Annotated in this window: 11 protein-coding genes; 1 reads left to right on the top strand and 10 read right to left on the bottom strand. The window is 42.3% G+C overall.

The features are described 5' to 3' along the window. Window positions 1-176: 176 nt before the first annotated feature. From arfA to KSP24_RS19060, 10 genes are all read right to left on the bottom strand, one after another. Window positions 177-1,691, bottom strand: a complete 1,515-nt coding sequence (gene arfA, locus KSP24_RS19110) for an arabinosylfuranosidase ArfA (RefSeq protein WP_330706672.1) — start codon at window positions 1,689-1,691, stop codon at window positions 177-179. A 247-nt stretch (window positions 1,692-1,938) separates the two neighbouring features. Continuing rightward, window positions 1,939-2,721 (bottom strand): muscle M-line assembly protein unc-89 Uncoordinated protein 89, encoded by a 783-nt coding sequence (locus KSP24_RS19105; RefSeq protein ID WP_216976259.1) that lies wholly within the window; start codon window positions 2,719-2,721, stop codon window positions 1,939-1,941. 421 nt (window positions 2,722-3,142) lie between these two features. Continuing rightward, the gene (locus KSP24_RS19095) at window positions 3,143-3,391 is read right to left on the bottom strand and encodes a hypothetical protein (protein WP_240664119.1); all 249 of its coding nucleotides are present in this window, start codon (window positions 3,389-3,391) and stop codon (window positions 3,143-3,145) included. Between the two features lie 64 nt (window positions 3,392-3,455). Then, the gene (locus KSP24_RS19090) at window positions 3,456-4,601 is read right to left on the bottom strand and encodes a hypothetical protein (RefSeq protein ID WP_025674411.1); all 1,146 of its coding nucleotides are present in this window, start codon (window positions 4,599-4,601) and stop codon (window positions 3,456-3,458) included. Next, window positions 4,598-5,287, bottom strand: a complete 690-nt coding sequence (locus KSP24_RS19085) for an ABC transporter permease (RefSeq protein WP_025674410.1) — start codon at window positions 5,285-5,287, stop codon at window positions 4,598-4,600. The genes KSP24_RS19090 and KSP24_RS19085 overlap by 4 nt, the downstream gene beginning before the upstream one ends. Window positions 5,288-5,291: 4 nt before the next feature. Continuing rightward, window positions 5,292-6,179, bottom strand: coding sequence for an ABC transporter ATP-binding protein (locus KSP24_RS19080; RefSeq protein WP_254207882.1), 888 nt, complete (start codon window positions 6,177-6,179; stop codon window positions 5,292-5,294). Continuing rightward, window positions 6,160-6,540 carry an SPASM domain-containing protein gene (locus KSP24_RS19075; RefSeq protein ID WP_051507720.1) on the bottom strand — a complete coding sequence of 127 codons (381 nt, stop codon included), beginning with the start codon at window positions 6,538-6,540 and terminating at the stop codon, window positions 6,160-6,162. Before KSP24_RS19075 ends, KSP24_RS19080 begins: the two co-directional genes overlap by 20 nt. A gap of 537 nt (window positions 6,541-7,077) precedes the next feature. Then, window positions 7,078-7,932, bottom strand: a complete 855-nt coding sequence (locus tag KSP24_RS19070; protein ID WP_216976253.1) for a carbohydrate ABC transporter permease — start codon at window positions 7,930-7,932, stop codon at window positions 7,078-7,080. Between the two features lie 18 nt (window positions 7,933-7,950). Further along, complete coding sequence (locus tag KSP24_RS19065) at window positions 7,951-8,835, bottom strand: carbohydrate ABC transporter permease (protein WP_013368986.1); 885 nt, start codon at window positions 8,833-8,835, stop codon at window positions 7,951-7,953. Window positions 8,836-8,871: 36 nt separating this feature from the next. Beyond that, entirely contained in the window at window positions 8,872-10,125 is a 1,254-nt protein-coding gene (locus KSP24_RS19060) for a sugar ABC transporter substrate-binding protein (RefSeq protein ID WP_058831183.1), read from the bottom strand. Between the two features lie 503 nt (window positions 10,126-10,628). On the opposite strand from KSP24_RS19060, the gene bglX reads away from it, so the two are divergent. Beyond that, complete coding sequence (gene bglX, locus KSP24_RS19055) at window positions 10,629-12,803, top strand: beta-glucosidase BglX (protein ID WP_216976251.1); 2,175 nt, start codon at window positions 10,629-10,631, stop codon at window positions 12,801-12,803. Window positions 12,804-12,815: the final 12 nt, after the last annotated feature.

Raw genomic sequence — 12,815 nt, 5'->3', positions numbered from 1 at the left:
TAGGAATAAATATAATATTTATTGGAATTACCTCTTCCTTTTGAGCACTATATCGATGGAGGGACAAATGGCTCATTTTTATACAAAAACCCGCATTCCTGCTCTTGTAGTAGCCTTACAAGAGAGAATGCGGGCTTTTTAGGTATAACCCAGTCCGTTCCTTTTATATAAAAGAATTAATGAGACTTAGCAAGACGGATAACATTCCACGAGGCTTTGCCCAAACGAGCTTTTACAATTCCGTCTTCAAGCTTGGCATTGCCACCGTTATGAGGCGTAACCTTTTCTCCAGCTGGGCTATTGGTCGCTTTGAGATCATCATGCTCCAGCACGGTATGCTCGACAATACGGTAGCCTTCGAAACTGCGTACATCTACCGTCAGCTCCAGCGATTCAGACAAGTGACGGTTCACTGCAAAGACAGTCAGCGCGTCTCCCTCTTCATCATAAACCACAGCGCTATCCAGATAAGGAATGTCCGTAAAGTCCTTGGAATCGTATTTTTCGGAATCCACTACAGGCATCAGTGATACCCCGCGACCATAACGGGAAGCATGCAGATACGGATAGAAGATCGTTTGCTTCCACGCTTTTCCGTTATTCTCGGTCATGATTGGCGCAATAACGTTGACCAGTTGAGCCAGGCAAGCCATTTTTACACGGTCCGCGTGACGCAAGAACGTAATCAACATGCTGCCCACCAACAATGCATCCTCAAAGTTGTAAATATCCTCAAGCTGCGGTGGTGCCACAGACCATGGATCGATTTTTTTGTCTGCATCATTGGAGTGGTACCATACGTTCCATTCGTCAAAGCTGAGCATCATTTTTTTCTTGCTACGTTTCTTCGCTTTGATATAATCACAAGTCGAAATGACAGTATGAATAAAATGATCCATGTCCATGGAACGTGCCAGATAATTAGCCGTATCATTGTCATGGTTGCCGTAGTATTGGTGCAGGGAAATATAGTCGGCTACCTCGTACGTATGATCCAGTGTGGTTGCCTCCCATTCCGGGAACGTCGGCATCGTGGAGCTGGAGCTTCCACAGGATACAAGTTCAATGTCAGGATCAATCAGCCTCATGGCTTTTGCAGATTCTACAGCCAGACGACCATATTCCTCCGCTGTCTTGTGCCCAATCTGCCACGGTCCGTCCATCTCATTGCCAAGACACCAGGTTTTAATCTTATGTGGCTGCTCTATACCGTGACTACGACGTAAATCACTCCAATAGGAGCCTCCTGGATGATTGCAATATTCCACCAGATTACGCGCCGCATCAATTCCACGCGTACCCAGATTTACCGCCATCATTACTTCAGAGCCAACATCCTTGGCCCATTTAAAAAATTCATTCGTTCCTACTTCATTCGGCTCCACTGTTCTCCACGCCAGCTCCAACTGTCTAGGTCTGGATGCAACAGGGCCGACACCATCCTCCCAATTGTAACCGGATACAAAATTGCCGCCCGGATAGCGTATAATAGGAACATCCAGCTCTTTTACCAGTTCTTTAACATCATTGCGGAAACCGCTTTCATCACTAGTCGAATGAGTAGGCTCATAAATTCCACCATATACAGCACGCCCGAGATGCTCTACAAAAGAACCATAAATGCGTTTATCGACTTCAGCAATACGAAAAGATTTGTCTACAATCATCTTTGCTTTTACAGCTGCTGCCACCTAAACCATCCTCTCTGAATGCGAAAATAAAATTTGTTGTACCTAAAATTAACAAGCCATTTTATTAACGCTTCCAATATAACACACCGTAATTAGCATAGTCAATATTATTATTAAATACTTAATATATGTATTAAGTATTTAATAATAAACGATAAGCATTTGGTTACGTATTTTTGAACACTTCATTTTATAAACAAACCTAGTTAGCAAATAGCCTCTTTACTAAATAGCAATAATAGTCCGATTAAACTGCAATATTAATCTTCACACCTGCATTCTTAGCTTTGTCTTTAGCCGAATCCACATAGGCATTGATCTCTTGTTCAGTCCACACCCTACCAACCTCTATACTTGATTCTTTCTCATCCTTTGGTTCATCTCGATCTATTATCGTCGCTTCCTCATTCACTGCTTTTCTAATGCACTCATTGATATTTGAGGCAATCTCCATAATTTTCCCATTAAGGCCTTCTGCCTTCTCACGCAAAGTAGTTGATCTTGAAGGGTTAGTGTTTTCCCAACCTTTAGCTTCGCTTTCTAATGTAATTTGTGCCCTTTTAGTGATTTTGGAATTCTTCAGCTGGTTGTTTGCTGATACAATACTATGCATCGTATAAGTCATGAGACTTTGCTTCTGCTCCTCTGCAGTCTTGTGCGTATATTGTTCCTTTTTATCTTCCTGGGCTTCTTTTTTACTTTCCTCATCCATTCCAAATGCTTTTTTTTGTTCTTCTATTGATTGCTTCTGAATATTCTCGTCAATTTGTTGAATCTGCTTATCTATCTTTTCCATTTCGTCTTTTACAGCTTCCGAACCGAGGCCACGTTTTAGAGCATTACTTATATAGTCCGAACGCCTCTCCATCAGATTTTGCTTCTGCTCTATCAATTGCTGAATAATCTTGTTTTGCGGCTTGCCTATACTCTTCCTTTCAGCCTGAGGGGAAAGGGGATGCCGTAGTTCAAGTCGGTTGTTATCTGTGGTGTGGAACGACGATTGGTGAGATGATGTAAAAGATACATTCATCTTAAAACCTCCATTTCTCTTCTAAATAGTAATTCTAGAGGTATATCGGTTTTTTTGTATGTTTTTGTATATTTTATCATCGCTTTTCACAAATTCTTCATTCCTTTTTCACTGTTAAGCAGTCCTTTATCGTCTATCAACTTGTTATATGTAAGCAACCTCCGCTGTCTATGTCCTTCCTCGCTGACAAATATAATATTTCAGTTACGGCGATAACGACCCGCATTTACAGACTGAAAAGAAAGATTCGTGCACTATCCCATCAATATTGGCTAACTCGTATAGAAAATGTCCAATGTGAAGCCCAAAAGCAGGGCCTCTCAAAGGGAAGCTCCGCTTTTTTTTGTTATAGTCTACTTCTCATAAGGTAAAAAACAATTCTGTTCGCAGTCCCACTATTTGCCTGAATCTCAATACACAGTTAGCGTACATCATTAATAACTAGCGCTTTCTGGAATGTATGAATTTCGTCAGAAAATAAATTATAGTAAAACCCTCTACTTTCAATTAGTTCTTGGTGGGTTCCTTCTTCTACTATCTGACCCTTTTCCATAACTAAAATTTTATCTGCATATAAAACAGAGGTATAGCGATGAGATATGTAGAGGCACAGTCTATTATCAACGAATTTTTGAAATTGTTTAAATACTTGTTTTTCCGAACGTTCCATGCATCCATCCCTTTCTTTTTATCTACTATTATTCGTTCTTCATGAAATCTCACTATTTTAGCTCTCAGTCACCCTGAATTGTATAGATATTTTCGGGATTTTTTTCTCTAACTTCCAAAATAATTTCATTTTTGAGGCGTTTAAAAGCGTCAACTTGCTCATTGGACAAGTGGGTCAATTGTGGCAAAATGTAATCAATCCACTTACTCGCCCAATCCATTCCGAAATTAAACTCTAAAAGCTTATTTGAATAAATATTGATTTGAAGTTTATTATGATTTTGCACTATTATTTTCGGCTCGAACGATGACATGGAGTGTATTCGGGTGATTTCCAAGGTATAGTGAATCGGGTGTGTCTCCTTTTTCTTAGCCACTTGATACAGCGTTTCAAAAAGGGTGGCAAATTGCCTAGCCTGATACGAACTAATCCCCTTATACTCTACTTGTGTTTGTCCCACAGTTATTTTTTGAAACGACGATGTCTGTACATTCTCATTAAATAGCCTCTCATATCCCCATACGCCCATCAATATACTACAAGCAAGGACCGTACTAATCCAAGGGATTATAGACTTTTTGCCGCCTCCGCGCCGACTGGATAACAATGTGCCTAATCCGTAAAATAATAAACTACAGCCTAAGAGTCCAAAGAGATTTCGCCAGTTGATCATATAGGGGTTGAATATATTCACTACAGGAGATATGTAACGTAACTTTTCATTAAAAGACCAGGAAACTAAACCTATAGGAAGGTAAAAAGCAATGAGAAAAGTGAAGGCCAACCCATAATGCTTTACTACCTGCCCCAGGAAGAGACCCAACATCGATGAAAAAACACTAGAAAAAAATACAATGATAACCAAATTCCATAATGATACATCAGCGAATGATTTCCATAAAAGTCCTACCATCATGAGCAAGAGAGGAAACGAAAGAATTAAAGAAACATAAAGCTGGTAAGCGATTAGACGATAATTAGGAAAGACAGAAATATATATATACGGTTCTGTATGATTACGATTGTGTATACTCGCAGTCTGTAAAGAAAAAAAAGCTACAAATAACAAGTTAACACTATAAGTTATTGCAATACCTTCATTCATTATTAAATTGAATAAAAGAACCACACTAAAGGAAACCAGCAAGGTTACTGCTTGTTCTCTTCGAAGTAAAAGCTGCAGCCAGAAACGAACTATAATTCCATTCATTCTTGTACCCTCGCCATCCATAGATGATTACTGACTTTCATCAATACCCACATAAGCAAAAATAGGAATACTCGCCCAAAAGCAAACGACTGTGTGAAGAAATTGGAAATAATCCAATCTGGATTAAACCAGATTGAAATGTAAGGCAAGTTGATAGTAATACTGATTAAAAGGTAAACGAGCACTACAATGTTCACATACAGTTGTTTACGTAAGAGCAAGTTCAATATGACGGTAATTTGAACAGAATATCCAGTAGTTGCTACACCTGCTACTGTTAGATGAAGCAGTATCAAGAATGGAGCCTTCCCATGAGTCGTCCATTGAACCACACAAAATATAGCTAAAGCGACAAATTGAAATAAGCAAACCACTCCCCATAATACACAACTCTTACAATAAAAATATTGGGCTCCTTTAGGCAATTTAGGCATAATAACAGAAGAAATCATTTTTTGCTTCTCGCCATCATAAAGAACAGAATACATTAACGGCATAAGTAATATGGTAAAGAACATTTGTCCATGATGCAAAAATATCCATAACGCGTTATTCTTATTCCCTGCTCCTAGATATAAAAATAAAGGAATTAAAAAACAAGAGAACGTTAGTGCTATAAAAAATACTACACTTTTTTTCATAAGCAAAACTTCAAATTGAACTAGGGCTCTGATTACTTGTCCCATTCTGCTAACTCTCCTCCGGATCGGAAATGTACAGATACGCATCCTCAAGATTAGCCGTTTCGGGTGTGACTTCTGTACAACAATCTGGAGGGTAGTTACACAATAATCGAGCCTGAACTCTTCCTTCCTTCCGCACAATGGAAGTGATTCGAGCTTGTTGGCTTAATTGTTCCAATTGACGCTTGCCAACATCAACCAACCACACTTTACCCTCGACAGTTCGAATCATATCGTCTATAGCCCCTTGGTACAGACAACGGCCTTCTTTTAAAACGAGTAGTTTGTCACATGTGCTTGAAACGTCAGGAACAATATGAGTAGATAACAATATAATCCTGTCTTCTCCATAATTTTGAAGCAAGTTTCGAAAAGCAATTCGTTCTTTGGGGTCCAGTCCAACCGTAGGCTCATCAACAATTAACAACTTAGGCTGTCCTAACATAGCTTGAGCAATTCCTAAGCGCTGCTTCATTCCCCCAGACAGCTGTTTTATTTTTTTATCAACTTGATCGATAAGTCCCACCTCAATTAATCGCTGTGATGTCTCCTCTTGAATATGATGTTTACCTTGAATACCTTTTAAAGCCGCAAAATAATTCATGGATTCCAAAATAGTCACATTTGGAAAAAAATCAAAATACTGTGGCAAGTAACCTAGTAAAGAACGAATAGCATCAGGTTCTTTTTTCAAAGAATGTCCGAATATTTCAACTTCCCCTCGGTCGAATCTAAGTAAAGTGGCAAGAATTTTCATTAAAGTGGTCTTACCCGCTCCATTGTCTCCGAGCAGTCCGAATATACCATTATCAATGTGAAAATGAAGCTCGTTAAGTACTTGGTGAGAACCATATGACCTACTTAAAGCTTGAATATCAATTGTCAAATGAGGCATCCTCCAATAGTTGCTCTCGCTGCCGCTTAGCAGAGAACAGGTTTTTCTTGTCTTCTTTAGTTAATCGTAAATACAATTTCATACAATCCATTATTGCACTACGAGTAAAGTTACAGTATTTATCCACTGGCTCATTAATTGAACCACTAAGCACCATATTTTCTTGAGGACAACCTCCACCACATAGATTCTTAGCCCAACATTCTCCGCATACAGTTCTCTTCTCTAAACGCATCTCACTAAGCATGCCACTCTTCTTTCTTACATCCATCCCTTCCCTTACATTTCCTAAAGAGTAATCCTTTTCATTAACAAATCGTTGACAAGGATAAAGATTACCATGCACATCAACGGCAAGCATATGCGAGACCGCTCCACACCTTTTCTGTTCTGATAATATCGATTGAAATCGTGCGTCATTTGATCACCATGTAGACCTATCTGAATAGAAACATGATGATCTAATAAGAAGTTTTCAATTTCTTTGGAAATCAAGGTGCCGTTCGTTGTCATACTATATGTATTCGTTACCCTCTATACTTTTTTTGAAGTAATTATGTAAAATTTGTTAACCTATTATTTTAAAATATTTTCAAATAAATATAATAAAAGTATAGTTCACTTTGCTAAAAAAAGCCGGTCGTTGTTAATGTAATGCTACCCTAATGATTCTGGAGACCGAAACTTTCATTCACCTTCGTAACACTCAATCTGAATTCTAACTTTTTCATATTTCCGTTCCCCATATATAAACAAAATCCTGATGCAGCTTCTCTAAGAATGAACATGAGCTGACCAGGAATTTTTGTTTTTTTATACACAAAAAACGGAGGGCTTCTTTTGCTCAAACTAGGAAGTCCTCCGTTTTTGTGTTTTTATCAATTCACGTATTATCCACCTACTTAATCCCCGAAATCGTATAATTCTCAATAATATACTTTTGGAAAATAATGAAAAAAATCATGATCGGAACGACCATGAAGGTCGAGCCCGCCATTTGCAGGGCAAATTGACTTTCGTTCTGTCCCTTGAGCAGTGACAGACCGACGGACAAGGTGTACAGCTTTTCATCGTTCGCAATAATGAGCGGCCATAAGAAGCTGTTCCAGCCACCGATGAAGGTCAGGATGGCCTGTACCGCGATAATCGGCGTCGAAATGGGTAGCACGATTTGTAAAAAAGTGCGGAACTCACCTGCTCCATCAAGACGGGTCGCCTCCAGCAGTTCTTCTGGGATATCGGACATGAACTGCCGGAAGAGGAAGATCGCAAACGCGCCCACCAATCCAGGAAGGACAATCCCCAGCATAGAATTGGTCAACCCCATCTGGTTCAGAATCAAATAGACGGGAATCATCGTCACTTGACCTGGAATCATCATGGTTGCCAGCACCAAATAGAACAGGATGCCCTTGCCCTTAAACTGGAATTTAGCAAAACCATAACCCGCCATGGCGTTAAGGAATAATCCGAAGAAGGAAGCTAGGACAATGATCAGCGTATTCGTCAGATAGGTTCCAAACGCCATGCTATCGAATAGGATTTTAAAATTATCCAGTGTAAAATGCTCCGGCCAGATGGTTGGAGGAATTTTGGTTACCTCGCCCTCTGTCTTAAAGGAGGATAAAATCATCCACGCAAAAGGCAGCACCATCAACAGACCTCCCACAGTCAGGAGAATCGCCACGAACCATTGAAATGTTTTTTCACCACTGCGCGTATTGGCGCGGGCTTGCTGAACAGCTGTTTTCACGTTCATCACCTCTCTCTATCAGGACTCCGCTTTATTTTGCAAACGGAACTGAATCAGCGTCACCGCGATGATCGCGAAGAACAGAATGAACGATCCCGCCGCGGCATACCCGAATTTACTAAATTGGAAGCCGTTATTGTAAATGAACAAGGATGCCGTTAGCGTGCCGTCCAGCGGTTTCCCTTTGGTCATGACAAAAGGTTCCTCGAAAAATTGCAGCCAGCCGATCATCGTTGTGATGGACACGAAGAAAATAGCATAACGAAGCTGCGGAAGCGTAATATAACGAATTTGCTGCCATGTATTGGCCCCGTCAAGCTGTGCCGCTTCATAATAAGAGCCCGGAATCCCTTTAATAGCCGCAATAAAAATAATCATGTTTAAGCCGATGCCCCGCCAAACCGCTAACACAATCAGCGAAATTTTCGCTACTGTTGGATCGGTCAGCCATGGGACGGGACCTAAATTCATCAGACCAAGTACGTAGTTGAATAATCCAAGCGTCGGATTATACAGATAGCTCCAAACGACTGCGACCGCAACTACATTCGTTACGGACGGCAGATAGAACACGACGCGGAATATTTTGAAAGCACGTGATTTACCCATGTTAATCAGGATCGCGATGCTGAGCGAAAATATCAGCACCAACGGAACACCAATGATGACAAAGAACAACGTATTACCAATGGACTTCAAAAAGGAAGGGTCCAAAAGCACGTTCGTATAATTTTCCAATCCTATAAAGCGAATACTTTCATAATTAACGAGTCCGGACAGATCCATATCCGTGAAGCTGATCACGAGCGCCAGTAGTATCGGCAACAACGAAAACAGCGTTAACAGGATGATGGAGGGACCGATAAACAAGTATGGCGCAAGCTTCTGCGAGCTTCCTTTCATGCCTTCACTCCCTTTGACAATGACGGATATGGATCATTATTTTTTCATTATACTTGCAGCCTGCTGATTAAAGTCATCCATTTCCTTCTGTACATCGGCATGACCGCGGTAAATACGTTCGAAGCTCTTGATGAATTGTTGAGAAACCTCTTCCCATGCGGCCAGTTGCGGCAATGCTGCGGAATGATCCAACTGTTTGCGAATCGTCCGAAGCATCGGATCACTCTTCAGTTTGGCATCTTCCCACGATTTAGTAGTCGCAGGCAAGTTACTGGACAGATCCATCCATTTCAGCTGTGTTTCTGGTTTGCTCATGTAAGCCAGGAATTTGGCCGACTCCTCTGGGTGCTTGCTGAATTTCATAATTGAAAGGTTGGCTCCACCCAAAACGGACAGATTGTTTACTTTGCCAGGAAGCTCCGCTATATTCCACTTACCTTCCAATTCTGGTGCCTTGCTCTTGATTTCTTTAATCATGAAAGGACCGCTGATAAACATTGGAACGATACCCTCGCCTTGCAAACCTTGAACGGAATCAATTCCAATATCCACTGCGTTAGAGCCATTTTGGAAAAAGGTATTCACATACTTCACAGCATCTACAAACGGTGTTTGGTTGAACAGCGGATTGCCCTGCTCGTCAACCAGTTTGGAACCGTTCTGGAGAGCAAACATAAAGCCCATGGACTGCTCCTTTGCACTAAAGGAGATACCATATTTGCCTTTACCCCGAGCCGCTAGCTTTTGAGCAGCATCGGAAAGTTCCTCCCACGTTTTAGGTGCTTCATTATATCCGACTTGTTTCAGTAGGTCCGAACGATAGAATAAGACTCTCGTTTCAGTGTACCAAGGTACAGCGACTGGCTTACCTTCAAATTGGGCCGTACCCACAGCGCCCTCGAAGAAATTTTTCGCTTCAAGCTCAGGGTATTTGCTGATATAAGGTGTGATGTCTGTTAGTGCACCCGCAGACGCAAGTTCGGGAACCCATGATGTACCTAACTGAACCACGTCCGGACCGGATTTTGAAGCAACTGCTGTCAGCAGCTTATCGTGAGCGTTATCCCAAGGCAACGCCTGTACATCAACGTGGATATCCGGATTTTCTTTCTCAAAATCTTTTACAATTTCAGGCAGCAGCTTTCCTTCCGCTCCCATGCCCCACATGGTGATGGTCGTCTTGCCATTTGCATCTTTGCCTGACGAATCATCCTTGGATGAACAGCCTGCCAACGCCCCCCCCAGTAATAAGGTGCTTGCCAAAATGATCCCCAATGTTCTTTTCATCATACGAATTCCTCCCGAGATGATCTGTTTACCGATCATGCAATATAATAACGGATTCAAGTACATGAGTTTTGCAAAATTCTGATACATGCAAATACATAGCAGTTAAAGCATACCGTTATAACAATTATGTTTAAAGCCTAAGGACCATACTCATCAATAGAAACGTTTCGATAGTCATTATAGAACAAATTGAAACCGTATTCAATAGGGATATTATTTTTTATTTACTTAGAATCGCATCTTTTTTTATTTATTTTATCTTTATTACGCTATTAATCCTATAAAAAGACCTCCGTTTTGCATTTGACTCTCCATTTGAAAGCGTATATAATCCAACTGAGTTCAATAATAGAAACGTTTCGATTAATAATACAACAGAATATTATGCTTCTATACTAGCTATTAGCCTGTTCAGCACTTTTTTGAATCAACTTATCCAAAAAATCTCATGAATCTGAAAAAGAGAGCTGTTCTACCAACCATACAGCTTATGGAGGATTATGATGGAACAACACCTGAATTCCTATCTACAAAACATGACGCTTGAAGAAAAAGTTGACCAACTGCTACAGCTTGTGGGTGGCTTTTTTGAAGAAGCGAGTACAGAGGGCCAAATTACTGGTCCTATGGCTTCTCTCGGCATTACCGAGAAAACGGTTCACAATGTTGGTTCCGTGCTCGGCCTTGCAGGAGCTCAGGAAGCGATTCGTGTTCAGCAGGCTCATTTGAGTAAAAATCGTCTGGGTATTCCGCTTTTAATTATGGCAGATATTGTACACGGCTTCAAAACGATTTTTCCGATCCCGCTGGCTATTGGTTGCTCATGGGATATGGAACTTGCAGAAGAGAGCGCTACTATCGCTGCCCGGGAAGCAGCCGTATCTGGTGTTCACGTCACATTCGCTCCTATGGTCGATCTGGTACGTGACCCCCGCTGGGGTCGTGTAATGGAATCCACTGGGGAAGACCCTTATCTCAACAGTCAATTTGCCCGTGCGTTTGTGCGCGGATTTCAGGGTAAAGATCTGACGAATGATACCGAGCGGGTAGCCGCATGCGTGAAGCACCTTGCTGCATATGGAGCCGGTGAAGGCGGACGAGATTACAATACCGTAGATGTATCCGCATGGCAGCTGCGAGAGTATTATCTCCCCTCCTACAAAGCTGCTTTAGATGAAGGCTGCGAAATGGTGATGACGTCCTTCAATACCGTAGAAGGCGTAGCGGCAACGGGCAATAAGCGCCTGATGCGTGATCTGCTTCGTGATGAATGGGGATTTGACGGTGTACTCATTTCGGATTGGGCCGCGATCAAAGAGCTTATTCCTCATGGCATCGCCGAAGATGAGCGGGAGGCAGCAAAGAAAGCATTGCTGGCAGGCGTAGATATTGAAATGATGACCTCCTGCTATAATGGACACCTGCCTGAGCTGATTCGCAGCGGACAGCTGGATGAAGCCCTCGTTGATGAAGCAGTGATGCGTATATTGAAGCTCAAGCAAAAGCTGGGCTTGTTCGAGAATCCGCTACGCGGCGCAGACCCTGAGCGTGAACGTGAAGTTGTATTCTGCGAAGCCCATCGTGCGGTTGCCAAAGAACTAGCCATTAAATCATGCGTGCTGCTTAAAAATGATTCTGTGCTTCCATTGAATCGCAATCAACGTATTGCATTGATCGGTCCTTTTGCAGAGAGCGGCGATATTCTGGGCTCTTGGTCATGGAGCGGTTCACAAGAGGAAGCCATTCGTGTTGTTGATGGATTCCAATCGAAAATATCCTCCTCGCTGCTCACGGTAGCGGCAGGATGCTCTGTAGACGACATAACAGAGGAGCAATATGCAGAAGCTCTGCATGCTGCCAGTCAAGCAGAGGTCATCGTATTAGCGCTTGGTGAGCGCTCGGATATGAGTGGTGAAGCAGGCAGCCGTTCGGATATTCGCCTGCCACAGGCCCAATTGGAATTGGTGAAGCGCCTGAAGACACTGAATAAGCCAATGGTAGCCGTACTGTTTAATGGTCGTCCATTGGATCTGCACGGTGTCATCGAAGAAGCAGACGCTGTACTGGAAGCCTGGTTCCCTGGTGGCGAAGGCGGCGCGGCAATTGCCGATTTGTTATACGGTGATGCTGAACCTACGGGTCGTCTGACGATGTCCTTCCCGCAATCGGTCGGACAGGTGCCAGTGTATTACAATCATTTTAATACTGGACGTCCGCAGTTAGATCCGAACACAACAGAACGCTACGTGTCTCAATATCTAGACGTACCGAACGAACCTTTATTCCCGTTCGGCTATGGCCTGAGCTACACCGATGTAGCCTATGACAGCTTACAACTTTCAGGCGATACTCTAATTCCCGGTCAAGAACTGACCGTTAGAGTGCAGGTAACGAACACAGGAACACGTCCAGTCGAGGAGACCGTTCAGTTCTATGTCCGTGATATCAGCGGTGATACGGTTCGCCCAATGAAGGAACTGAAAGATTTCTGCAAAATCCTGCTTGCCCCAGGCGAAAGCCGGGAAGTGGAGTTTACAGTGACCGAGCCTCAGCTGCGCTATCATCATGCAGATTTGAGCTTTGACAGTGACAGCGGTGAATTCGCCGTCTTTACAGGACCTAACAGCCGAGATACTACTGAAGGCCGTTTTCGGTTAGTAAAAGAAACAGGAAAGTGAGGCGTTCCCTTT

Source organism: Paenibacillus sp. AK121, assembly GCF_019042715.1.
GTDB classification, from domain to species: Bacteria; Bacillota; Bacilli; order Paenibacillales; family Paenibacillaceae; genus Paenibacillus; species Paenibacillus polymyxa_C.
This window is presented reverse-complemented; position numbering and strand designations above follow the sequence as displayed.

What these genes read in the sequence shown, in the direction of transcription:
- KSP24_RS19090 (WP_025674411.1), bottom strand. Translation starts at nt 4,601, where the DNA reads ATGAATGGAATTATAGTTCGTTTCTGGCTGCAGCTTTTACTTCGAAGA.
- KSP24_RS19065 (WP_013368986.1), bottom strand. Translation starts at nt 8,835, where the DNA reads ATGAAAGGAAGCTCGCAGAAGCTTGCGCCATACTTGTTTATCGGTCCC.
- KSP24_RS19075 (WP_051507720.1), bottom strand. Translation starts at nt 6,540, where the DNA reads ATGCTTGCCGTTGATGTGCATGGTAATCTTTATCCTTGTCAACGATTT.
- KSP24_RS19080 (WP_254207882.1), bottom strand. Translation starts at nt 6,179, where the DNA reads ATGCCTCATTTGACAATTGATATTCAAGCTTTAAGTAGGTCATATGGT.
- KSP24_RS19085 (WP_025674410.1), bottom strand. Translation starts at nt 5,287, where the DNA reads ATGGGACAAGTAATCAGAGCCCTAGTTCAATTTGAAGTTTTGCTTATG.
- bglX (WP_216976251.1), top strand. Translation starts at nt 10,629, where the DNA reads ATGGAACAACACCTGAATTCCTATCTACAAAACATGACGCTTGAAGAA.
- KSP24_RS19060 (WP_058831183.1), bottom strand. Translation starts at nt 10,125, where the DNA reads ATGATGAAAAGAACATTGGGGATCATTTTGGCAAGCACCTTATTACTG.
- KSP24_RS19095 (WP_240664119.1), bottom strand. Translation starts at nt 3,391, where the DNA reads ATGGAACGTTCGGAAAAACAAGTATTTAAACAATTTCAAAAATTCGTT.
- KSP24_RS19105 (WP_216976259.1), bottom strand. Translation starts at nt 2,721, where the DNA reads ATGAATGTATCTTTTACATCATCTCACCAATCGTCGTTCCACACCACA.